The sequence below is a fragment of the Staphylococcus sp. ACRSN genome, from assembly GCF_022346615.1.
GTDB lineage: Bacteria > Bacillota > Bacilli > Staphylococcales > Staphylococcaceae > Staphylococcus.
On the sequence record NZ_JAKRNS010000004.1, the window covers coordinates 39,748 to 63,447 of the forward strand.

Below are 23,700 nucleotides of genomic sequence, written 5' to 3' on the forward strand. Positions count from 1 at the left end.
ATACTACTATGAAACAAAACCAACTACTCAATATCGGCGTGTTAATTTATGGTTGTGGTCATCATCAAGCAGCATGGCGCATGCCAGATTCAACTGTTTCCCGTATTGGTGATATAACATATTATCAATCTTTAGCTCAAATTGCTGAACAAGGCCTCTTTGATGCTGTATTTTTTGCAGACAATCAGTCTTTTCCAGCTAAATCTAAAAGTGATATGCCTGCTTTTTGGTATGATCCACTAGTCAATTTAGCTGCAATTGCACAAGTCACTAAACATGTTGGTTTAGTTGCAACAATCTCTAGTACATTTGCAAATCCTTTCACCGCCGCCAGACAGTTACTGAGTATTGATCACCTAAGTAACGGCCGTGCAGGATGGAATTTAGTGACTTCAATGACTGATTTAGAAGCTGCAAATCACGGAATGTCATACTTACCAGAACATGAACAACGTTACGATAGGGCCGATGAATTCGCAAATGTCATGAATCTCTTACTTGAAAATTGGAGTGAAGATGCGATTTTACATAAAAAAGATGAAAATCAATTGATAAATAGCGACATGATTAATCCTATAAATCATGAAGGGAAATATTTTAACGTTCAAGGTCCATTAACAACACCTAGTAGTCCACAAGGAAAACCTGTTGCAATGCAAGCAGGTGCCTCAGATCCTGGTATTGCTTTAGCTACAAAATATGCAGATGCTGTTTATGCAGTTGCATGGAATTTAAAGCAAGCGACTGCTTTTCGAAATAAATTAAATAATAAATTAAAGTATGAGGGCAAACCAACCAACAGTTTAAAAGTCTTTCCTGGATTAGTAACTTATGTGGGGAAAACTTACGAAGAAGCTTATGCAAAAAAACAACAACTTGATGAATCACTTGCAATCGATTCTGCACTTAACCAGTTAGAATTTTTTATTCGTCAACCCTGTCATAATTGGTCCTTAGATGAACCTATTCCACCACTCCCAGCGGTAGAACACTTTTCAGGGCCAAAAGGTCGTTATCAAACGGTATTAGAAATAATACAAGATAAAAATCCCACACTTCGGGAATTATTAGGTTATTTAAGTGCTGGAGGTGGTCATTTAACATTAATTGGTACACCTAAAGACATCGTTGATGAAATGGAAAGATGGTTTAATGCTGGCGTTGCTGATGGATTTAATTTGATGCCTCCTGTATTTCCAAATAGCCTACAAGATTTTGTGGATTATATTGTTCCAGAGTTACAAAATCGTGGATTATACCGAACTGAATATGAAGGTACCACATTCAGAGAAAACCTTGGTCTTTAGTAATAATATAAATTTAAGTAAAATAGAGCCGATTGAAATTTTATGATTTCAATCGGCTCTATTTATATCTATATTCTATTGATTATTTACCCTTAAAAAACAAATTCATGTTATTTTATGTGTTAATTAAAATGGTAAATTCATACCGTTTAGCATATTTTCCATTTGCTTACGTTTACCCTTTTTACCTTTGCCACCACCAGAAAATTGTTTCATCATTTTCTTCATGTCATTGAATTGTTTCATTAACCTATTGATTTCTTGAACTGAACGGCCTGAACCTTTCGCAATTCGTTTCTTACGAGATACATTTAAACTATCTGGATCATTTCGTTCTGAAGGTGTCATAGATTGTATGATTGCTTTAATATGGTCGATTTGTTTTTCATCCATATTCAAGTTATTGGCACCTTTCATCTTATTCATACCAGGAATCATCTTCATAATATCATCCAATGGACCTAAATTCTTCACTTGGTCTAATTGTTCTAAGAAGTCCTCCAGCGTGAAAGATGATGTACGCATTTTCTTTTCAAGGTCTTTAGCTTTATCAGTGTCGACATCTTGTTGTGCCTTTTCTATTAAGCTAAGTACGTCACCCATGCCCAGAATACGAGACGCCATACGTTCTGGATGGAATGCTTCTAATCCATCTAATTTCTCACTCATACCAACAAATTTAATTGGTTTTTGAGTAACAGAGCGAATAGATAGTGCAGCACCACCACGTGTATCACCATCTAATTTTGTAAGTGTTACACCCGTCAATTCAAGTTGTTCATCAAATGATTGAGCAACGTTAACTGCATCTTGACCAGTCATTGCATCTACAACCAACATGATTTCATTTGGTTTTGTAATCTCTTTAACATCACTTAATTCTTGCATCAATGCTTCATCAACATGTAAACGACCAGCGGTATCAATAATTACGAAATCCAAATGCTCTTCTTTTGCATGCTTAATCGCATTTTCAACAATTTGTTGTGGTTTTACTTGATCTCCTTCACTATATACAGGAATATCAATTTGCTTACCAACTGTTTGTAACTGGTCAATTGCAGCTGGTCGATAAATATCTGCCGCAACAAGCATCGGTTTTTTATTATATTTTTTACGCATTAACAACGCTAATTTACCGGCAGTAGTTGTTTTACCTGCCCCTTGTAAACCAACCATCATTACAACTGTTGGTGGTTTATTAGCCATTGTGATTGTAGTGTTTTCTCCACCCATAAGTTGAGTAAGTTCTTCTTGTACAATCTTAATAACTTGTTGACCAGGTGTTAATGATTTCATTACATCTGACCCTAAAGCTCTATCTGATACAGTTTTGATAAACTCCTTAACAACTTTAAAGTTAACGTCAGCTTCTAATAACGCTAATCGTACTTCACGCATCATCGTTTTAATATCAGCTTCTGTAACTTTACCTTTGCCTCGAATTTTTTGCATCGTTTCTTGCAAACGATCGGATAATCCTTCAAATGCCATATCAAATACCCTCCTTTTTTATCTCTATTTCTCTTGATAATTTCACTCTAAATCTTCTAGTGCTTGTATATATTGTTTAATTTTTTCAGAATCATGAACATGTAATTTCATTTTTTCATAAATTTCTTGCCTTAATTCAAAGTTTTTATACAGACCTAATTTCGTTTCATAATCTTCAACTAAGTCGCCAGTTCTTCTAATATTATCATACACTGCTTGTCGACTCACATCAAACGTATCAGCAATTTCACTCAATGAATAATCTTGTAAATAAAATAGTTCTAAATAATTGCGTTGCTTCTTTGTTAATAATGCTTGGTAAAAATCAAACAAATAGTTCATTCTGATGGTTTTAATTAAATCATTTTGACTCATCTGTATGACCTTCAGTCTCATCTACTTCGGATTGAATTGTTGTCGATTCATCCTCACTTTGCCCCTCAACATTTTGCTCTATCATATCTGCGAATAATCCATAGACATAACTTTCAGGGTTAAATGGTTGTAAATCATCTAATTTTTCGCCTAATCCTACATATTTAACTGGAATGTGTAATTCATTTCTTATTGCCAGTACAATACCACCTTTGGCTGTACCATCTAATTTCGTTAACACAATACCAGTCACATTCGTTACTTCTTTAAAAGATTTAGCTTGTGAAAGTGCATTCTGACCAGTGGTTGCATCAAGACATAATAATACTTCATGTGGTGCATCAGGTATAGCACGACCGATAACTCGTTTAACTTTTTCCAACTCATTCATCAGATTAGATTTGTTTTGCAAACGTCCTGCAGTATCACAAATTAATATATCTACACCTTTACTTTTTGCTGCATTAATCGCATCATACATTACAGCAGCTGGGTCAGAACCTTCACTTTGACTTGTAACCTCAACGCCTACGCGTTCACCCCATACTTTTAGTTGTTCAATGGCTCCAGCTCTAAAAGTATCACCTGCAGCTAACATAACTTTCTTACCTTCAGCTTGATAACGATGTGCAAGTTTACCAATAGTAGTTGTCTTACCAACTCCATTTACACCGACCATTAAAATAACATTTAATCTACCATCTTCTAAATGCATAACTTCAGAATGTTCATCATCTTGATGATATATTTCAACTATTTTTTCAACAATAACTTCTCTTAAATCTTCAGTTTCAGTTATATTTCTACGTTTCGCTTCTTCACGTAGTTCTTCAACAAGTTGCATCACAGTATTGAATCCAACATCGGCAGTGATTAACATTTCCTCTAAAGCTTCAAAAAAGTCTTCGTCAACTTTACGATAACGAGCGATTAAATTGTTAAGTTGTGCTTGGAAGTTCTCGCGTGATTTTTCCAATCCAGCTCTGAATTTAGCACCTATTTGTTGTGCTTCAATTTCTTCAAAGTCCTCAATTGAAATTAATCCGTCTTCATCAAAATCTGCTTCTTTTAACTTTTTAGGTTTCTTTTTCTCAGTTTTTTCAATAGTATCTTCAGTTTCTTGTGATGACTCTTCTGATTCTAATTGCTCTAATTCATCTTGTTGCTTAGGTTCTTCAGTTGAACCTGAAAATTTGTTCTTTAATCGTTTGAAAAAGCTCATGCTTGTTCCTCCTCCATGACTTTATCTATCGTATTTAAATTCACACTTACTAATTTCGAAACACCTGATTCTTGCATTGTAACACCATATAAACAATCCGAATATTCCATCGTTCCTTTTCTATGTGTAATAACAATAAACTGTGTTTGATCTGATAAATCCTTAAGATATTGTGCATAACGTATAACGTTCGCTTCATCTAATGCCGCTTCGACTTCATCTAGTATTACAAATGGTGCTGATCGAACTTGTAAAATAGCAAACAACAACGCAATCGCACTTAAAGCTCTTTCTCCCCCACTTAACAATGACAAGTGTTGTAATTTCTTACCTGGAGGTTGTACGATAATATCTACGCCTGCAGTCAAATAATCATCATCAGTCAATCTTAATTCCGCTTGACCTCCACCGAAAAGTGACTTAAATACTTCGGCAAAATATCCTTGCACCGCATGGAAGGTTTCTTTAAAACGATCTTTAACCTCTTGATCCATTTCATCTATAATTTGTTCTAATGTTGTCTTCGCTGCTCTTAAATCTGTACGTTGTTCATTTAAAAATGTATATCTAGAATTAATTTCTTCAAATTGTTCAATTGCATTCAAATTAACAGGTCCTAATTCTTCGATAGACATCTTAGTCAGTTTAACTTTTTTGCGCAACACATCAATAGCTTCATCTAAATCATATAACTCACTCGCACGTTCATAAGTTAAATGATATGTTTCGCTTAAATGGTCAATAGCATGATTAATTAATACATCTAATTTTGATTGTTCGGCTTTGATATCTTGGTAACGATTTTCGATGGATAAGATGTCTTGGTTTGCTTCTCGCAACTGTTGGTCCGTTGTTTCAATCGTATCATTGAGTTCCACTCGTTTCACTTTTAACGCATCTAACTCTTCACTAAATTGTGACTTATTTTTCTTACTTTCAGCAATTTTTGTTTGTATATTATCGAATGCTGTTTCCCCAGTTATTTCATCTGAATTAAACAGTGTAATTTGTTCATTTAAACGTTGTTGTTGTTCTGAATTTTTTTCTAATTGTTGTTTCAATCGTACATCTGTTTGTTTTTGCGTATTTAAGCGCTCTTTGATAACTGCTAAATCAGATTTTTTTTGATGTAAATTTTGTTGTATTTGGTTTGTACTCTCTTTTCCTTCTTTAGAAAGTTTTGTAAAAACATTAATGTCGTTTTCAAGTTTTGCCAATAAATCTTTAATTTCTTTTAAGCGTTTCTTTTTGTCATTTAAAGTTTTTTTACTTGTTTCACTTTGATAACCATCATTTTTTTCAAACTCAAATTCTTCATGTTCATCTTTTAAATGTGTTTCATTTTTTCGTAGTCTATCTAATTCTAATTCATAGTCATGAAGTTTTTGCTTAATAGCATTATATTTTTGTCCAATATCAAAATACCGTTCACTGAGTTCGTCTGACTCTGTTTTGATTGCTTGATATTGCTTTTCAAATTCAACCGTTTGTTGTTGATAATCTTCAAGTTGTGTACGCATTGTTGTAAGTTCATCTTTTTGTGATAAAATACTTTTTGTTTTGCGATCACCACCACCGGTCATTGAACCACCTGGATTTACAATATCACCTTCAAGTGTAACAATTCTCGTACGATAACGTATAGATCTAGCTAAATCATTTGCATGCTTTAAATCTTCAACAATAATGGTGTTACCTAAAAGATTTTGAACTACATTTTGATATGCATTGCTTGATGTTACAGCTTTTGAAGCGATATTCACAAAACCTTCAGCTTGTTCTGCTGTTGACAATATATCTTGACTTAATTGTCTTGGTTGAATCACATTTAATGGTAAAAATGTCGCACGTCCCAAACTATGTTGCTTTAAATACTGAATAGCTTGTCTGCCATCTTTCTCAGAATCGACGATGACATGTTGTAACGAGGCACCTAGTGCTGTCTCGATTGCTTTGGTCAGATTTGATGGTACTTGCACTACTTCTGCAACTGCACCATGAATGCCTTTAAGCTTGTCTTTTTTCGCTTTCAAAATATGTTTAACGCCATTAAAAAAGTAACTGTAATCTTCTTGTTGTGTAGCTAAGCTATCTATTCGAGATTTTAATTTTTCATTATATCTATATGCTTGATGTAGTTTTTCTTCATATGCTGTTTGTTGTTGCTTTAATTCTGTTAATTTTCGCTCACATTTTGTAGATTCTGACTCTAGTGCTTTTAAATCTTTTTGTGCAGATTGATATTGTTTTTCAACATCATTGATTGATTGTTGTATTTGTTTCAATTGTTCATACGCTTCAACCAATCTCGAGTCTAATCTTGATTGCTTTGATTCATTTTCTTGAATGGTATGTTCTAAAAATCGAATGTCATTATTAACATCGGATTGTTCAGACATTAATTGATAATATTCATCTTTAATCTTTTCAAGTTTCTCATCATGTTGTTCATCCGAGACATACAATTGAGATTCCAGATAATGAATTGCTTCATTCAATTCCTTTTGTTGCACTTTCAATTGATTCATCTGTGCTTTAGCTTCAGATTGTTCAGATTGTAATGCTTCTTTTTGACTTTCTAAACTTTCCTGTTCTTCTTCAAATCTAGCATTCGTTTCTGATTGGTTTTTCTTTCTTTCTTCTAATACATTAAGTTGTCCTGCGTACTTTTCTACATCTTCAGTTGCCTTAACCAATTTAAAGTTTAATGACTCTATCGTGTCATCTAATTGTTGTCGATCAGAATTGTATTTATTCAATGCATTAGTAAATTGTACTTTTTCAGCATCTTTAGACTCTTGTTGACTCTTTAAATGATTAAGATTGTCATCAAGTTCATGTATGTTTTTATTATATTCTTCTATATCATGTACTGTGACTAGAACATCACTACGTTCCATTTCTTGAGATAAATGTTTATATTCCTTAGCTATTGCTGCTTCTTCTCTTAAAGGTTCTACTCGCCCTTCTAAGTCATATAAGATGTCTTCAACTCTTGATAAATTATCTTCAGTTTGGTTTAATTTTTGCATTGAAGTTGCTTTACGTTTTTTATACTTTAAAACCCCAGCAGATTCTTCTAAAATTTGCCTTCTATCTACTGGTTTAGCATTTAATATTTCATCTACTCTACCTTGAGAGATAATACTAAAGGCTTCTTTACCTAGACCTGAATCTAAAAATAAATCAGTGATGTCTTTTAATCTCGCTCTATCGTTATTTAGATAATATTCACTATCGCCACTACGATATAATCTTCTTGTCACAACAACTTCACTTGCATCGACTTGCAATTTACCTGCACTATTATCAAGTTTTAATTTCACTTCTGCATAATTTTGTGCTTTACGATGTTCAGCTCCTGAGAAAATAATATCCTCCATCTTCGCTCCACGTAACGATTTCGCTGACTGCTCTCCTAGCACCCATTTAATCGCATCGGTGATATTACTTTTCCCACTTCCATTAGGTCCTACAATTGCTGTAACGCCCTCATCAAATTGTACATTTGTATGTTCAGCAAATGATTTAAAACCTACAGCATCAATTGATTTCAAATATACCATGCTATTCTCCTTAAAAAATTACATTGTTTCACGAAGATTTACACAATGTATTAATTATTCCTTTACGCTTCATAACAAAGTTATTTAACTTTATTCTTCATAGATTTATAAGCACGTTCTGCTGCTTTTTGCTCAGATTCTTTTTTGGTTTTCCCTTTACCTTCAGCTACAGCAGTACCTTCTAATATTACTTCTGAAGTAAATAGACGATGATGTGCGGGACCTTCTTCATTTATTAATTTATAGGTAACATCACCTTTATTTTGACGATGTACGTATTCTTGGAACTGTGTTTTGAAATCGACAACACCTTCCAATTCGTCATCTTCCACATATGGGAAGATTGTCTTTTCGGCAAATTTCCAAACTGATGGCAACCCTTGATCTAAATATAATGCACCTACAAAAGCTTCAAATGCATCGGATACTAAAGATGGTCTTGTTCGTCCACCTGTTTTTTCTTCACCTTTGCCTAATAAAATTAAATCATTCAAATGAATTTTTTTCGCAAATATTACAAGTGAAGGTTCACAAACTATTGTTGCACGCATCTTTGTTAAATTACCTTCTGGCAATTCTGGGTATTTATCGAACAAATAACGTGAAACCGTCAATTCTAATACCGCATCTCCTAAAAATTCCAATCTTTCATTGTGATCTAAACGATTCATATTAAAATCATTAATAAAACTAGAGTGAGAAAACGCTTGTTGATATAAGTCGATTTGATTAAAATTCAAATCTAATTCTTGCATTTTCCCAGCAAATTTGGCTTGGAATGCTTGAACCATTTCTTTTTTTTTATAATTGGTCAATCTCTTTCCTCCTCAGATTTAGAGCTAATCTATTATATACCCTTATATTTTACGTGATTTGCACACAAAACTAAAGGAAAAACTGTCCAAATCCATCTATATAATAGTAACAATCACTTAGCATTTCATTTTTATGTCATATTCTAATCAATTGGATGAATTTTAATTTTTAATCAATAAAAAATCTGAGCCGTATTCTATAACGACTCAGATATGTGTTTATTATTTTTCAATGCTATTAATAAATTTAACTGCATCACCAACAGTGTTGATTTTTTCAGCTTCTTCATCAGGAATTTCAGTACCAAATTCGTCTTCTAATTCCATAACTAGTTCAGCGATATCAAGTGAGTCAGCGCCTAAATCATCTTTGAAAGATGCTTCTTCAGTTACCTTTTCAGCGTCAACTCCTAAACGGTCAACGATGATATCTTTTACTTTGTCAAAGTTTTCCACGTCGATTCACCTCCTTCTAAAAGTTTACTTATAGACTTTTTTATTTTCCCATTTTATCGATTGAAATACAAGTAGTATTTCAATCGATACAAGGAGAATTGAATAAATTTACATTAAACTTCACATTACGCATATTAAAGTGTTAGCGAAGTTAAATCGATATTATGATTTTAAAATAAATGCATATCGAAGATAGTATTATAAATTCATTATTCCATATACATGCCGCCATTAACATGGATTGTTTGGCCTGTGATATATTTTGCTTTATCTGAAGCCAAAAATGCAACCGTATTGGCAATATCTTTATCTTCACCAAAGCGTGCTAATGGAATTTGACCTAACATTTGTTCTTTAAGTTCATCACTTAACGCATCCGTCATATCTGAAACAATAAATCCAGGTGCAACAGCATTAACAGTTATACTTCTAGAAGCTAATTCTCTAGCGACAGACTTAGTTAAACCAATTACACCAGCTTTCGTAGCAACATAATTCGTTTGCCCAGGATTACCTACTGAACCGACTACGCTTGAAAGATTAATAATTGCTCCACTTCTTTGTCGCAACATTTGTGGTGTTACTTTTTGGATACAGTTAAATACACCTTTTAGGTTCGTGTCGATAACGTCATCCCACTCTTGTTCTTTCATTCTCATAAGCAAATTATCACGCGTGATACCTGCATTATTTACTAATACATCAACAGTCCCAAATTGATTTACAACTTCTTTTATCATTGCTTTCACTTCATCGCCATTGGCAACGTTAGCTTGTATCGCAAAACTTTCTACACCTTTAGCTTTAACTTCTTCAACTACAGCATCAGCCTTATCTTTATTACCTGCAAAATTGACAGCTACATTATAGCCTTCATCAGCTAATTGTAATGCAATACTACGACCTATTCCTCTTGATGCTCCTGTTACTAATGCGCTTTTAGTCATTTTCATTCCACCCTTTTACATCTTCTAATGTTTGAATTGAAGTTACTGTTACATCTCTATTAATTTTTTTAATTAATCCTGATAATACTTTACCTGGACCAATTTCAATAAAATGATCTACCCCTTGTGCAATTAACCATTCTGTAGAATCAATAAACTGCACTGGTGAGTACAATTGTTTTATCATATTTTCTTTTATTACAGATGCGTCTGTTTCCCCTTGTGCATTAACATTTTGTACTACAGGGAATTTTGCATCATGCCATTCAAATTGATTTACAAATTCTGCGAAATCATTCTCAATAACTTGCATCATTGATGAATGAAACGGGCCAGAAACAGCTAATGGCATCACGCGTTTCGCACCTCTTGATTTACCTTCTGACACGAATTGATCAATTAAAGTTTTATGACCTGAAACAACAATTTGTCCTGGTGAGTTAATATTTGCTGGCTCGACAACTTCGCCATCAGTAGATAAATCTTTACAAATCGCGTCTACTTCATCATAATCCAAACCAAGAACTGCAGCCATACTACCCACACCATCTGGGAATGCAGCGGACATCAATTGACCACGTTTACGGACAATTTTAACAGCATCTTCAAATTTCAAAACTCCACTTGCAACTAAGCTCACATACTCACCTAGACTATGTCCCATTGTATATGACGCATCAATGTGATCTAACGCACTTAACAAAGCTGTGCTATGTGTTAGAAGCGCTGGTTGCGTATTTTCAGTTTGACCTAATTTTTCTTCTGAATCTGTAAACATCGTTTCTAATAAATCAAAATCAACTGCCGCTTGTGCTTCATTTAAAACCGCAGTAGCTTTTTCATTTTCATTGTATAAATCATTGGCCATACCAACTTTTTGTGAACCTTGGCCAGGGAAAATTATTGCCGTTTTACCCATTCTCTGCACCTACCGTTTCCGTCATTGTTTGAACAATTCTTTGTTCTCCTGCAATTTTTGCTTGTTTAATAGCAGAATAAAATGCTTTAGCACTTGAACTACCATGTGCCTTCACAACCGTACCATTCAATCCTAATAATACGGAACCACCATACTCTGCGTAATCCATTTTCGTCATTAATGCATTTAAATCTTTACGTAAAATTAATGCTGCCATTTTATTTTTAAAACTACTTAACAATGTAGATTTAAACATTTTACCTATCGATTTAGCAACACCTTCGAGATTTTTCAAAATCATATTTCCAGTATAACCATCTGTAACAATAACATCTGCTACATCTTGCATTAATCCTTTTGCTTCTACATTTCCAGCAAATTTAAATTCATTTTGTGAATCCATTAGTCCATAAGCTTTTTTTGTTAAACTATTACCTTTTGCAGCCTCTGTGCCAATATTTAGTAATCCTACTGAAGGTTGATCAATACCTCTAATTTTTTGTGCATATATATGCCCTAACTGTGCATACTGTAAAAGGTGCTCAGGCTTTGCTTCAGCATTAGCACCGACATCCATAAATACAAATCCTTTACCAGAAATTGTTGGTAATGTAACGACTAATGCTGGTCGTTCTACACCTTTGATACGACCAACTATAAATAAACCAGCAGACATTAATGCACCTGTATTCCCAGCAGATACACAACCTTCTGCTTCACCAGATTTCACTGCTTCTGCCATTTGCACCATAGAACTATCTTTTTTTCTTTTAATTGCACGAACTGGTTCATCTTCCATCGTGATTTCTTCTGTACAATGTCTCACTTCAACTCTCTCATGTTGAATTGTACATTGAGATTTATCTCCAAATAAAATGATTTCTAAGTCACTAAAATCATTTATTGCTTTTTTCACTGCATCTAAGACAATTTTCGGTGCATCGTCTCCGCCCATCATATCAATAGCTAATTTAACCATCTTGCTCATCCTCACTTGTATAATACATTTTAAATGTACCTTTAAATACCAATATATCCTTTACATACGAATTAACTTGAATTATAAAATATTTATTTGTGCTTTCAATGACATGTGCTTCTGCACGCACTGTGTCGTGTAATTTCACTGTTTTTAAAAATTCAACATTGCTTTCTTTAGTTAATACACTAGACTTATGTATTAATGCTACACAAAGCGAATTTGCTTGTGCAAATAATACATGGCCACGTGCAATTTGGTTTCTAGTAAATACAGAGTCTTCATCGATGTCGATAATTGAGGTTGCCTCATGGTTAGGTTGTACATTAATTACATCCCCAATAATTTCACTTCCGTCAATTGAACGAATTCGATCATGATTTTTTCTAGCAACCATTTTGATTCTTTTACGTAATTCCGGAATATCCAAGTATGTACGATCTAACCTGATAGTTTGAATACTTACTGAAAATAATGTACTCAAATCCAAATCAGTAATGAAGGGATTTTTTTCTAATTCTTTCTTTATTGCATCTCTACGTTCTTGTTTTTTCAGTTTCATTTATTCAACCCCTATTTTTAGTACCAAGTCTTAAACATTCCTAACATATCATAACACTTTCTTTTTGTTCCACTCAACAAATATCATCATTATTCTGAATAATTTTTATTACTTTTATTTCAATTCAATCTAAACAATTCACAAATACATATTATTCATTTTTTGTAAAAAATTTAATTAACTTTAAGATTTTAAAAATTACAAAAGTGTTAAACTTTAATTATTTTTAAAATAGTTATTGATTTTAACTAATATTAAATGCATAATGATAAACAATTCATAATTAAAATATAAATTTGCTTTTTAATAATTTCGGAGGTATTTAAATGAAAAAATTTTTATTGGCAACATTAGCATCGAGTGCAACGATTGCATTGTTAAGTAATACCGTTGACGCTAAAGAGACATCAGAACGACAAACCATTACTGAAAGTCAATTGAAGCATCTAGATGATTTAAAAGTTACAAGCAACCAAGATATAGAAAAATTATTACAAGATAACGCTCAAAAATTAATTCAAAACAAAACCAAATCTAAAGATGAAAGTTATGTACGTTCTGCATTTGATCAGTATCATGTAGTTAAAAAAGAAGCTGACCAAGCTGGTTCTACACACTATACATTAGAACCAAACAAAGATAAAATCACTGCTTCAGATAGTCGTATCAAAGTACATGTGAACAAAGATAATAAAGTAACATTAATTAATGGTAATTTAGATAAACCTAAAATTGAAACCACTAATACAGTGAAACTTTCTAATAACGACGCTGAATCAAAAGCATTTTCTGCCTTAGGTATTAACAAAGATAAAGTAAGTAATATTAAAGGTTATCCTATTATAAGCAATAATAAACTAGATATTAACAGTGATAAGAAAAAATTAATTTATAATGTTGAAATCAATTACATAAAACCTAAAATTGCGCATTGGAAAGTTCAAATTGATGCCAATACTGGCGAAGTGATTCGAAAACAAAACTTAATTGAACATGCTACGGCCACTGGTAAAGGTACAGGTGTGAATGACGATGTAAAATCACCATTAAACTTAACGCAGACACTTGGTAAATATACATTACACGACACTTCTCAAGATACCGAAATTGAGACTCGTTCAGCTAAAAGTACAGAGTCACTGTCTTTACCAATTATTAATGATACAAATAATTTTAATAAAGATAATCAAAAAACTGGTGTTGACGCACATTATTATGCAAACTCTGTGTACCATTATTATTTAGATAAATTTAATCGCCAAAGTTTGGATAATAATAATAAAAAAATTGATTCAGTCGTTCATTACGGTAAGCAATATAATAATGCTGCTTGGACTGGACAATATATGGTGTATGGTGATGGTGATGGCAAACAATTCGCACCGTTATCTGGTGCCAAAGACGTTGTTGCACACGAACTTACACACGCAGTCACTGAAAACACAGCTGCATTGGAGTATCATGATCAACCAGGCGCTTTAAATGAATCCTTTTCTGATGTCTTTGGTTATTTCAATGATCCAGATAATTGGTTGATGGGTGAGGATGTGTATACACCTGGAAAAGATGGTGATGGTTTACGTAGTCTTTCTAATCCGGAGAAATACAATCAACCAGCAAATATGTCTGATTACTACAAAGGAACTGAAGACGAAGGTGGCGTGCATATTAATAGTGGTATTCCGAACAAAGCAGCTTATTTAACAATTAAATCTATCGGAAAATCAAAAGCTGAGCAAATCTACTATTTAGCATTAACACAATATTTAACACCTAAATCACAGTTCACTGACGCTAAAGCATCATTGAAAGCTGCTGCAAACCAATTGTATGGAGATAATAGCACGGAAACTCAAGCAATAGATAAAGCTTGGAATGATGTTGGTGTAACGGACTAACTGCAGTTTATTTTGCATAAAATAAGATAAGCAAAACAGTCTGGGACATAAATACCCAGCATTAAGCCCATCAAAGATTCTGATCTTTGATGGGCTTCTTATTTATATCAATATTCTGTATTGTTATTGCTCGCTTACCTATAGGGATGGGTCGCACAAATTGTAAATCATGTTAGTAGAAACAATTCCAGAAAATGAATTCAACCATTCCTATGGTGCTTCTTCTTATCATCGATTTTATTATGTACCGGACGCTTTTAATTCAAATATTATGATTTGCACAGAGTATAATCACTAAAAATTTAATTCGACTTTTTAGATTCACACTCCAAACATCCTCATATAATTTAATTTTTACAATTTCAAGTAATCTTCGAATCAATCAAATTAGCATTTATTAATGCTAAAACATAGCGTCATCATTTTTAATCAAAACTCATATATAGCAGGTTTTCTTGGATAAATGACTTTAATCGCTCATATTGAGACTCAAAAAATACTCCAGATTGTATCAACTCTGCCGCTTCATCTCTAGCAACCTCAAGCATTTTGTAATCTTCTACGACATTCGCAACTAAAAAATCAGGCAAGCCACTTTGTTTAACACCAAAGAAATCACCCGGTCCTCGCATTTCTAAATCTCTTTCACTCAATTCAAATCCATCAGTAGTTTGCGTCATAATATTCATTCTTTCTATACCTGTTTCTGTCTTAGGTGATGCTATTAGCACACAATAACTCTGATGTTCACTTCTTCCAACACGACCACGTAACTGATGTAATGTTGACAAACCAAAACGATCCGCATCATATATCATCATAAATGTTGCATTTGGTACATTCACACCCACTTCAACAACTGTTGTAGATACAAGGACATCTATTTCATGATTACTAAATCGTTGCATAACGTCATCTTTATCGTCAGATGATAATTTCCCGTGTAAAAGGCCTACTTTTCCCTCACCATAATATTGTTCTAACGATTCAAAAAGCGCGACAACATTTTGAACATCCTCTAAATGTTCTGAACTCTCTATTAACGGACAAATCACATATGCTTGTCTACCTTTTTTCAATTCTATTGTCATTTGATTTACAACACTCTCATAAGCTTCATGTTTAGACCAAGTTGTGATTATCGGCTTTCTACCCTTTGGCAACTGTTTAATAGAAGATACATCCATTTCACCAAAAACAGAAATCGCTAAAGTTCTTGGTATCGGTGTAGCTGTCATGAACAAAACATTAGTCATTGCACCTTTTTCGCGCAATAGTTGTCTTTGGTTAACGCCAAACCGATGTTGTTCATCTGTAATTACTAATCCAATATTATGAAAAATAACATCCTCTTGAATTAGTGCATGTGTTCCAATAACACAATCTATTTCATTATTTTTAAGTTGTTCTAATAATAACTTTCTTTTCTTCCCTTTTACAGAACCAGTAAGTAGCGCAACATTCATACGATCACCAAACAACTCAACTAGACTCTCGGCATGCTGTTCAGCTAAAATTTCAGTTGGAACCATTAATGCAGATTGATACCCTGCCGTCTTTAAAGCATACATGCAAATTGCAGCCACTACAGTTTTACCAGAACCGACATCACCTTGAAGTAAACGATGCATGCGTACTGGTGCCTTCAAGTCTCTAAATATTTCATTTACACTATTTTTTTGTGCATTCGTTAGTTCAAATGGTAAATCTTCAATAAATTTTTTAACCAATTCAATGTCATAATCTACTTCAATTGCTTCATCGGATGTTTTTTCCAATCGATTTAACCATTGCATACGCAGTTCAAACATAAACAATTCAGTAAAAGCATATGTTCGTCGTGCTTTCAGTAGAGATTGTTTGTCAGGTGCAAAATGTAGGGCATGAAGTGTATCATTCAAAGATTCTAATTTATATTTTGCTCTTAATTCATCTGACAACCATTCATGAATTGTAACTTCTCCTAATACTTGCCTGATCATTTCTCGTAATGGCTTTTGCTTAATGCCTTCTTTTATTCTATAGACTGGTTCAAATTGCGAACCTGAAAGTTCATTTTGATTAAAAAACATTCGAGTACCATTGATTTCCTGCTTATTTCTACTCCACTTACCTTTTACAGTTACAGTACTATGTAATTCAATTTTCTTTTTTAAATAAGGTTGATTGAAAAACGTACATTTTACTGCAATATTATTTACCATAATATGTACTGTTAACTTAGATTTATTTCTACCAAAAAAAGCAACAGTAGGTGTAGAATATACTTCTCCCACAACTGTCACTGTTGTTTGATCTTCCGCCTGATTTAAATCTATAACAGTATTATCATCATAGCGTGTCGGTAAATATAATATTAAGTCTTCCACCGTATGAATATTCAATTCATTAAGTACGGCCAATCGTTTTGGCCCCAACCCCTTTATTTGTGATAAAGGGAAGGGACTATCTATTAAGTTGATTTTTGACATTTTAATCACCAAATATTTCTTGTTTTAATCGTTGGCCTGTAGGTGTACCTGCTAGACCTCCTCGTCCAGTTTCACGCAATGCTGAAGGCATAGTTTGGCCAATCTTATACATCGCTTCTATCACTTCATCAGTAGGTATTCTTGACGTCACACCAGCTAATGCCATGTCTGCAGAAACAATCGCATTAGAAGCACCAGCTGCATTTCTTTTGACACAAGGCACTTCAACTAAACCAGCAACTGGATCACATACTAAACCTAGCATATTTTTTAAGCAAATTGCAAAAGCTTCCGCTGATTGTTGTGGCGTTCCACCTGCTAATTCGACCGTAGCACCAGCAGCCATTGCCGCAGCAGAACCTACTTCAGCTTGACAACCACCAGCTGCACCAGAAATGGATGCATTATTTGCAACTACAAATCCAAAGGCACCAGCTGTAAGTAAAAAGTTGAGCATATCTTTACGACTTGGCTCTAAACGTGGTTTCAATCCAAACAAAACACCTGGTACAACACCAGCCGAACCAGCTGTAGGCGTTGCACATATTTTACCCATAGCAGCATTAACTTCGTTGGTCGCTACAGCTTTACTTACCGCATCTAATAGTGTTGGTCCTGCAAGTGATTTTCCAGATTTTATATACTCTTGTAATAATACTGCATCTCCACCAGTTAGTCCTGTAGTCGACGTTACACCTTTTAGTCCTTCATCTAAAGCATTTTCCATTGTTTGTAAATTTTTGTCCATATGTGCATATACTTCAGCTTCTGATAAACCTGTTACTTCCATCTCTTGCTCTAACATTATTTCGTGAATTGTTTTATTCTGCGATTCACATAATGCAATTAATTCTTCCACACTTTTAAACATGTAATAACCTCCGTCATGCGTCTCCCATGAGTGAAACTGTCACTACACCATCGACGTTTTTGATTTTTTCTATAATTTCATCGTTGATTGCATCATCTAATTCACAAGTCATCAAGGCTTGATCCCCTTTTTCCTTCCTAGAAACTTGCATACTACCAACATTGATACTTGAATCCCCTAAAATATTCGCTACTCTACCTATTGTTCCGAATGTATCTTTATGAAATACTAGCAATGCTGGATAGTTTCCACTTATTGCAATGTTAAATCCATTAATAGCAACTACTTCAATCTTGCCTCCACCGATTGAAACGCCCTCAACAGAAATTTCTTTCACTGAATCACGCATATTAATAATTGCTGTATTAGGGTGAGATCTTTCTTCAGCCATTTCAATAAAATTAACCTTTACACCCATTTCCTCAGCCGTTTCCAAGCTTGTACGAATTCGATCATCATCTGTATCATAACCTAACAAGCCGCCAACAAGTGCAACATCTGTTCCGTGACCTCTATAAGTTTCCATAAACGAACCATACAAATAAATATCAACTTGCTTTGGCAAATAATTAAATAAATCACGTGCTACTAGTCCGATTCTGACTGCACCTGCTGTATGTGAAGAAGATGGGCCGACCATTGTAGGACCGATAATATCAAATACTGTTTTATACTTCATAAATTATACCCCACTCTTATTTTTAATATTTCTAATGTGTTACGCTTACATTTGTTAAATGTTGCTATTATTATAACAAGTTAGTATCAGTTTATAAACCTATACTGGTTACCTTCCGTATATTAAAAGAAATGTATATTATAGTGCTCAACAAAAGGATTGATTATTGCTTTTTATATTTTATACAACCAATTGTATTTCAATTTTTTTAAAGATTATAAATTAAATACACACAAAAATATACGTAATTAGATTTAACTATCTAATCACGCATATTATGACTGTACTCATTCTTAATAATTACTTATTGGCTTATTCAACAGAGAATAAATATGGATAAACTGGTTGGTCACCTTGATGTGTATCCAATTCAATATCCTCAAACGTACTTTCAATCCACGAAACTATGGCGTCTGTTTCAGATTCATTTGCTTCTGATCCAATAATCATTGTTACGATTTCACTTTCATCATTTATCATAGCGCTCAATAAACTTTGTACCGCATCGATTAACACTGAATTACTCGTGACAATTTTATCTTCAATTAAGCCCATAAACTCATCTTTCTTTATTTCAATACCGTCAATTTTAGTATCACGTACGGCATAAGTAATAGCTCCAGATGATACTACTCCAATCGTTTCATTCATTCTATCTTGATTATCTTTCAATGAATCTGATTCATCAAAATTAAACAATGCTGCTATTCCTTGTGGAATTGATTTACTTGGCACAACAATTGCTTCTGCATCTACAATATTTGTTGCTTGTTCACTGGCCATCATAATGTTCTTGTTATTTGGCAATATAATTGCGCGCTTACATTTTGACTCTTCAATCACTTTAACGATATCTTCAGTTGATGGATTCATAGTTTGACCGCCACTAATAACATGTGTTGCGCCCATTGATTTAAATAACTCAGAAATACCGTCACCCATTGATATTGTAATAACCGCTGTTTCAACTTCTGTTGGTAATGTTGGTTGAGTATTACTTGTTTCATTGTTATTTTGTTCTTTTTTCACAACTTCTCTATGTTGTTCTCGCATATTTTCGACTTTAAGCTTTATTAGTTCTCCATATTGTTGACCGTAATTAAATACATTGCCAGGTTTTTCTGTATGTACATGCACTTTTACGATTTCATCATCATTAATAACTAATAAAGAATCTCCAAATTCGCTCATATCATTTCTAAAAGTTTGTTCATCGAATTCTTTTTTTTCTTTACCAAATCGAACCATCATCTCTGTACAATAGCCGAATTCAATGTCTTCAGTATTGATTACGCCATGAAAATCATGCGCTTCATTCACAAGTGTATCCTTATCCAATTTAGGAACTTGTGAATCAATTGTTTCACCCTTTAATGCGCTTAAAAAGCCTTGATATACTAAAACTAGACCTTTACCACCACTATCGACTACACCAACTTCTTTAAGAACGGGTAATAAATTCGGTGTGTTTTCAAGTGATTTCTCAGCTTCTTCAACGATATATGTTAATAATTCAATACAATCCGTTGTTTCTTTCACTTTTTCTTGTGCCGCTGTTCCAGCGTCTCTTGCAACCGTTAAAATTGTCCCTTCAACGGGTTTCAAAATCGCTTTATATGCAGTATCAACTCCAGCTTGAAAACTTTCCGCTAATTGCTGTGCATTTATACGCTCTACTTCTTCTAGCTGTTGACTAAATCCCCTAAAAATTTGAGATAAAATTACACCTGAATTACCTCTAGCTCCCATTAATAATCCTTTAGAAAAAGTTTTACCTAATTCTCCAATATGTTGAGATAAATTATTCTCAATCGCTTCTCTACCTGATGTCATTGTTAAATTCATATTTGTTCCCGTATCGCCATCTGGCACGGGATAAACATTTAATGAATCAACTAAATCCGCATGATTTGATAAATTTTGCGCTCCTTGAATAATCATTTCAGCAAATAATTTACCATTAATTTCGCTAACCATTGTACGTTATCCTCCTAGTTTTTCACGCCGTTATTCACTCGTACACCTTGTACAAATATATTTATAGATTTTACTTTTACTTTTAATGTTTGTTCCACAGTATATTTTATTGTTGATTGTAAATTACTTGCAACCTCGGAAACTTTGGTACCGAAACTCACAATGATATACATATCGATATTAACTAAACCATTTTCTTCCTTCACGATAATTCCTTTTGCGTAATTATCGTAGCCTAAAATTTCTGCAATGCCATCTCTAACTTGTTGTCTAGAAGCCATGCCTACAATCCCATAACATTCTACTGCTTTACTGCCTACTACTGAAGCTATTACCTCATTTGAAATGTCAATACTACCATAATCATTCGTAATCTCTAATGTCATTTTTATAGGCCTCCTAGTATTTCGTTATTAAATTATAAATAAAGCGCTTCTTTTGAGAATTTCTTATATTTATCCACATTGTACAATTATAGCATAAATTGATTTTAACAAAAGCATAACCATTATAAAACAATAATTTTTTCCAATAAAAGATTGCTATATAAATTTATCTATGGTACATTATTTGAGTATGTAGTAGATACGTGTATTTATATTTATTAAAGGAGGTACTTTCATGGGCAAACAATGTTTCGTAACAGGTCGTAAAGCTTCAACTGGAAACAATCGTTCACACGCTTTAAATTCTTCTAAAAGAAGATGGAATGCTAACCTTCAAAAAGTTAGAATTCTTGTAGACGGAAAACCTAAAAAAGTTTGGGTTTCTGCACGTGCTTTAAAATCTGGTAAAGTAACTAGAGTTTAATAAATATAATGCACGAAAAGACCAATCCTTATGTGGAGGATTGGTCTTTTTTTATTTTTATTTAAATTGTACGTTTATCATTACTTCGTATCATTAATACATTGCCTTCGAATATATGGATAATGCCTTGTTCTAATACTAATTCATTAGAAATAGTTAAGGTAGTACCTTTTATTAAAACTTCATGTTCTAGCTCATATTTAAAATCCACAAGCGTTATTTCCGTGGGATATGTTACCGGTACAAATGATATATATTGCAAATCATTCCGTCGCCCAATATGATGTGTACCTTTTTCTAGATATTGAATTTCATTACACTCATCTATTAATTTTATCGAAACACCTTGTTTTAAATAATATGGTTTTTCTAATATTTGAATAGCACCCAAAAAGTGATCTAGTCTTCCACCAGTAGCACCATATATCTCTATATCTTTATAGCTATATGCAACAGCCTGTTCAATACCCAATGCTAAATCGGTGTCGTTTTTTTCGGGATTTAGCGGATTAATTGGTATCCGTTTTTCTATCAAAGCAAATTCTTCTTCATTAATAGAATCAAAATCCCCCACTGCAAATTCAGGCGTGATATTATGTTCAATTAGCACTAGCGTCCCACGATCTATACCTATCCACAATTCGTCTGCTTTACGCTTCAAAAGATCAATAGGTAAATTTCTATCTCCGCATAGTAAGTTGACTTTCATATTAATCAACCTTTCAACTGTTTTGTTACTTGTTTATAATCATCCTGTTTAAAGAAATATGAACCTGCAACCAACATCGTTGCACCATGTGCAATCACACTTTCCACCGTTTCATTATTTATGCCACCATCGACTTCAATTTCAAAATCCAAATTCATTTGTTGCTTGATTGATGATAATTGATCTAATTTTTCAATACTATCTTCAATAAAACTTTGACCACCAAAACCTGGATTAACAGTCATAACTAACACATAATCTACCATTTTAATTACTGGCTTGATGGCATCTATTGGTGTACCTGGATTTACAACAACACCAGCTTTGATATGTTGCGCTTTAATTTGTTCAATTACTCTATGGATATGTGGTGTAGCTTCTACATGTACTGATATCATATCTGCACCATGCATTGCAAAGTATTCAACATATTTCTCAGGTTCTTCAATCATTAAATGGACATCAATAGGTAAATTTGTTCCTTTTCTTACAGCATCTAAGATTGGTAAACCAATGGATATATTAGGAACAAATTGACCATCCATAACATCAAAGTGAACTCCGTCAACACCTGCGTCTTCCAAAGCATTTAATTCTTGTTGTAAATTTAAAAAATCTGTTGATAATAATGATGGATATAGTTTTACCACTTAATATCTTTCCTTTCTATTCGCTATCTCGTTATAAAGTTGGACATAATGATCATATCGAAATTGAGCTATATGTCCTTCCTCTATCGCCTTTTTCACTTGGCATTTTGGTTCCTTTAAATGGTTACAATTTCTAAATTTACACTGTTCACCTATTTCATTAATTTCTAGAAAATAGTGTTTTACTTCGTCTTTTTGAATATGATCAAAATCTAAAGCACTGAAGCCAGGTGTATCTGCAATGAAACCATTTGCTCTTTCAAATAATTCGACATGTCTTGTAGTATGTCTTCCACGATTAAGTGACTTAGAAATATGTTGCGTTTCTAAATCTAAATTTGGAAAATAACTATTTAGCAATGTTGATTTACCAACTCCTGATTGTCCACTCAATACTGCTAAACCAGGCCCCCATGCTCGAAACACATCTTGAATATCATCATCTACACCAATAAATTGTGTATTATAACCCATATCTTCATATATCGATAAATGATGCTTAATATTTTGAGAGATTGAATCTGTAGTTAAATCTTTTTTAGTCACTAAAATCCTCGGTCTTAAATGATATGAATGTGCAATTACTAAAAATCTATCTAAGAGTTGTGTTGAGAAATCTGGTTCAACCGCACTCATAACGATAATAAGATGATCAATATTACTTACTGGAGGTCGTTTTAATTCATTTTTTCTTTCGTGGACATGATGAATATAACCCTCAGTTATATTTTCCACTTCAAAATCGACAACATCACCTACTATAGGTGAAAATTTATTCTTTCTAAATAAGCCACGTGGTTTGGTATCGTAATATGAACCATCTACATCCACACGGTAAACACCACTGATTGATTTTATGATGCGACCTGTTTTCACTTAGGCACCCCTCTTTTAAATACTATTACTTTATATATTATATCAAAGCACTTTCATTTTAAATATGAATTAAGCATATTTATAGAAAATTTATAATTTGATTCAATACACATACTA

The 23,700-nt window shown here is 33.4% G+C and carries 21 protein-coding genes; 3 read left to right on the forward strand and 18 right to left on the reverse strand.

Annotated features, from left to right (window positions below; all coding sequences use genetic code 11):
• The first annotated feature begins 8 nt into the window (after positions 1-8).
• Positions 9-1,307, forward strand: a complete 1,299-nt coding sequence (locus MHZ36_RS05090; protein WP_239230028.1) for an LLM class flavin-dependent oxidoreductase — start codon at positions 9-11, stop codon at positions 1,305-1,307.
• Positions 1,308-1,433: 126 nt separating this feature from the next.
• On the opposite strand, the gene ffh is transcribed toward MHZ36_RS05090, so the two are convergent.
• The 10 genes from ffh to fapR form a co-directional block, all read right to left on the reverse strand.
• On the reverse strand, positions 1,434-2,801 hold the full coding sequence (ffh, locus tag MHZ36_RS05095) for a signal recognition particle protein (RefSeq protein ID WP_239230030.1): 1,368 nt from the start codon (positions 2,799-2,801) through the stop codon (positions 1,434-1,436).
• 42 nt (positions 2,802-2,843) lie between these two features.
• Complete coding sequence (locus tag MHZ36_RS05100; protein WP_239230032.1) at positions 2,844-3,176, reverse strand: putative DNA-binding protein; 333 nt, start codon at positions 3,174-3,176, stop codon at positions 2,844-2,846.
• The gene (ftsY, locus tag MHZ36_RS05105) at positions 3,163-4,398 is read right to left on the reverse strand and encodes a signal recognition particle-docking protein FtsY (protein WP_239230034.1); all 1,236 of its coding nucleotides are present in this window, start codon (positions 4,396-4,398) and stop codon (positions 3,163-3,165) included. The genes MHZ36_RS05100 and ftsY overlap by 14 nt, the downstream gene beginning before the upstream one ends.
• On the reverse strand, positions 4,395-7,964 hold the full coding sequence (gene smc, locus MHZ36_RS05110; protein ID WP_239230036.1) for a chromosome segregation protein SMC: 3,570 nt from the start codon (positions 7,962-7,964) through the stop codon (positions 4,395-4,397). Before smc ends, ftsY begins: the two co-directional genes overlap by 4 nt.
• An 80-nt stretch (positions 7,965-8,044) precedes the next feature.
• Positions 8,045-8,755: a ribonuclease III gene (gene rnc / locus MHZ36_RS05115; protein WP_481867124.1), complete on the reverse strand. Its 711-nt coding sequence runs from the start codon at positions 8,753-8,755 to the stop codon at positions 8,045-8,047.
• Positions 8,756-9,001: 246 nt separating this feature from the next.
• Entirely contained in the window at positions 9,002-9,235 is a 234-nt protein-coding gene (locus MHZ36_RS05120) for an acyl carrier protein (RefSeq protein ID WP_042738881.1), read from the reverse strand.
• A gap of 209 nt (positions 9,236-9,444) precedes the next feature.
• Positions 9,445-10,182 (reverse strand): 3-oxoacyl-[acyl-carrier-protein] reductase, encoded by a 738-nt coding sequence (fabG, locus tag MHZ36_RS05125; RefSeq protein ID WP_239230040.1) that lies wholly within the window; start codon positions 10,180-10,182, stop codon positions 9,445-9,447.
• Positions 10,175-11,101 carry an ACP S-malonyltransferase gene (gene fabD, locus MHZ36_RS05130; protein ID WP_239230042.1) on the reverse strand — a complete coding sequence of 309 codons (927 nt, stop codon included), beginning with the start codon at positions 11,099-11,101 and terminating at the stop codon, positions 10,175-10,177. Before fabD ends, fabG begins: the two co-directional genes overlap by 8 nt.
• Positions 11,094-12,080: a phosphate acyltransferase PlsX gene (gene plsX / locus MHZ36_RS05135; protein ID WP_239230044.1), complete on the reverse strand. Its 987-nt coding sequence runs from the start codon at positions 12,078-12,080 to the stop codon at positions 11,094-11,096. The genes fabD and plsX overlap by 8 nt, the downstream gene beginning before the upstream one ends.
• On the reverse strand, positions 12,073-12,642 hold the full coding sequence (gene fapR / locus MHZ36_RS05140; RefSeq protein WP_239230045.1) for a transcription factor FapR: 570 nt from the start codon (positions 12,640-12,642) through the stop codon (positions 12,073-12,075). The genes plsX and fapR overlap by 8 nt, the downstream gene beginning before the upstream one ends.
• A gap of 326 nt (positions 12,643-12,968) precedes the next feature.
• Between fapR and MHZ36_RS05145 the strand changes: the two genes are divergently transcribed.
• The gene (locus MHZ36_RS05145; RefSeq protein ID WP_239230046.1) at positions 12,969-14,540 is read left to right on the forward strand and encodes a M4 family metallopeptidase; all 1,572 of its coding nucleotides are present in this window, start codon (positions 12,969-12,971) and stop codon (positions 14,538-14,540) included.
• A gap of 425 nt (positions 14,541-14,965) precedes the next feature.
• On the opposite strand, the gene recG is transcribed toward MHZ36_RS05145, so the two are convergent.
• The 5 genes from recG to MHZ36_RS05170 all read right to left on the reverse strand — a co-directional run bounded on the left by recG (position 14,966) and on the right by MHZ36_RS05170 (position 20,924).
• A complete protein-coding gene (gene recG / locus MHZ36_RS05150; protein ID WP_239230047.1) occupies positions 14,966-17,011 on the reverse strand; it encodes an ATP-dependent DNA helicase RecG in 2,046 nt (681 codons plus the stop codon).
• Between the two features lies 1 nt (position 17,012).
• Complete coding sequence (gene sdaAA, locus MHZ36_RS05155; RefSeq protein WP_239230048.1) at positions 17,013-17,882, reverse strand: L-serine ammonia-lyase, iron-sulfur-dependent, subunit alpha; 870 nt, start codon at positions 17,880-17,882, stop codon at positions 17,013-17,015.
• 13 nt (positions 17,883-17,895) lie between these two features.
• A complete protein-coding gene (sdaAB, locus tag MHZ36_RS05160) occupies positions 17,896-18,561 on the reverse strand; it encodes an L-serine ammonia-lyase, iron-sulfur-dependent subunit beta (RefSeq protein ID WP_239230049.1) in 666 nt (221 codons plus the stop codon).
• Positions 18,562-18,873: 312 nt separating this feature from the next.
• Positions 18,874-20,538: a fatty acid kinase catalytic subunit FakA gene (fakA, locus tag MHZ36_RS05165; RefSeq protein ID WP_239230050.1), complete on the reverse strand. Its 1,665-nt coding sequence runs from the start codon at positions 20,536-20,538 to the stop codon at positions 18,874-18,876.
• 14 nt (positions 20,539-20,552) lie between these two features.
• The gene (locus MHZ36_RS05170) at positions 20,553-20,924 is read right to left on the reverse strand and encodes an Asp23/Gls24 family envelope stress response protein (RefSeq protein ID WP_239230051.1); all 372 of its coding nucleotides are present in this window, start codon (positions 20,922-20,924) and stop codon (positions 20,553-20,555) included.
• Between the two features lie 235 nt (positions 20,925-21,159).
• Between MHZ36_RS05170 and rpmB the strand changes: the two genes are divergently transcribed.
• A complete protein-coding gene (gene rpmB / locus MHZ36_RS05175; RefSeq protein ID WP_002483503.1) occupies positions 21,160-21,348 on the forward strand; it encodes a 50S ribosomal protein L28 in 189 nt (62 codons plus the stop codon).
• A gap of 61 nt (positions 21,349-21,409) precedes the next feature.
• Here the strand turns inward: rpmB and MHZ36_RS05180 are convergent, their stop codons facing one another.
• From MHZ36_RS05180 to rsgA, 3 genes are read right to left on the reverse strand one after another with little or no spacing between them, the layout of a single operon-like run.
• On the reverse strand, positions 21,410-22,057 hold the full coding sequence (locus tag MHZ36_RS05180; RefSeq protein WP_239230053.1) for a thiamine diphosphokinase: 648 nt from the start codon (positions 22,055-22,057) through the stop codon (positions 21,410-21,412).
• A gap of 5 nt (positions 22,058-22,062) precedes the next feature.
• The gene (gene rpe, locus MHZ36_RS05185; RefSeq protein ID WP_239230055.1) at positions 22,063-22,707 is read right to left on the reverse strand and encodes a ribulose-phosphate 3-epimerase; all 645 of its coding nucleotides are present in this window, start codon (positions 22,705-22,707) and stop codon (positions 22,063-22,065) included.
• Positions 22,708-23,583 carry a ribosome small subunit-dependent GTPase A gene (gene rsgA, locus MHZ36_RS05190; RefSeq protein ID WP_239230057.1) on the reverse strand — a complete coding sequence of 292 codons (876 nt, stop codon included), beginning with the start codon at positions 23,581-23,583 and terminating at the stop codon, positions 22,708-22,710. It lies immediately after the preceding gene.
• Positions 23,584-23,700: the final 117 nt, after the last annotated feature.

Coding starts and splice junctions, on each gene's coding strand:
- fapR (WP_239230045.1), bottom strand. CDS start 12,642: ATGAAACTGAAAAAACAAGAACGTAGAGATGCAATAAAGAAAGAATTA.
- fabG (WP_239230040.1), bottom strand. CDS start 10,182: ATGACTAAAAGCGCATTAGTAACAGGAGCATCAAGAGGAATAGGTCGT.
- plsX (WP_239230044.1), bottom strand. CDS start 12,080: ATGGTTAAATTAGCTATTGATATGATGGGCGGAGACGATGCACCGAAA.
- MHZ36_RS05100 (WP_239230032.1), bottom strand. CDS start 3,176: ATGAGTCAAAATGATTTAATTAAAACCATCAGAATGAACTATTTGTTT.
- MHZ36_RS05180 (WP_239230053.1), bottom strand. CDS start 22,057: ATGAAAGTCAACTTACTATGCGGAGATAGAAATTTACCTATTGATCTT.
- sdaAA (WP_239230048.1), bottom strand. CDS start 17,882: ATGTTTAAAAGTGTGGAAGAATTAATTGCATTATGTGAATCGCAGAAT.
- fabD (WP_239230042.1), bottom strand. CDS start 11,101: ATGGGTAAAACGGCAATAATTTTCCCTGGCCAAGGTTCACAAAAAGTT.
- MHZ36_RS05145 (WP_239230046.1), top strand. CDS start 12,969: ATGAAAAAATTTTTATTGGCAACATTAGCATCGAGTGCAACGATTGCA.
- smc (WP_239230036.1), bottom strand. CDS start 7,964: ATGGTATATTTGAAATCAATTGATGCTGTAGGTTTTAAATCATTTGCT.
- recG (WP_239230047.1), bottom strand. CDS start 17,011: ATGTCAAAAATCAACTTAATAGATAGTCCCTTCCCTTTATCACAAATA.
- MHZ36_RS05090 (WP_239230028.1), top strand. CDS start 9: ATGAAACAAAACCAACTACTCAATATCGGCGTGTTAATTTATGGTTGT.
- rnc (WP_481867124.1), bottom strand. CDS start 8,755: ATGGTTCAAGCATTCCAAGCCAAATTTGCTGGGAAAATGCAAGAATTA.
- ftsY (WP_239230034.1), bottom strand. CDS start 4,398: ATGAGCTTTTTCAAACGATTAAAGAACAAATTTTCAGGTTCAACTGAA.
- rpmB (WP_002483503.1), top strand. CDS start 21,160: ATGGGCAAACAATGTTTCGTAACAGGTCGTAAAGCTTCAACTGGAAAC.
- fakA (WP_239230050.1), bottom strand. CDS start 20,538: ATGGTTAGCGAAATTAATGGTAAATTATTTGCTGAAATGATTATTCAA.
- sdaAB (WP_239230049.1), bottom strand. CDS start 18,561: ATGAAGTATAAAACAGTATTTGATATTATCGGTCCTACAATGGTCGGC.
- MHZ36_RS05170 (WP_239230051.1), bottom strand. CDS start 20,924: ATGACATTAGAGATTACGAATGATTATGGTAGTATTGACATTTCAAAT.
- ffh (WP_239230030.1), bottom strand. CDS start 2,801: ATGGCATTTGAAGGATTATCCGATCGTTTGCAAGAAACGATGCAAAAA.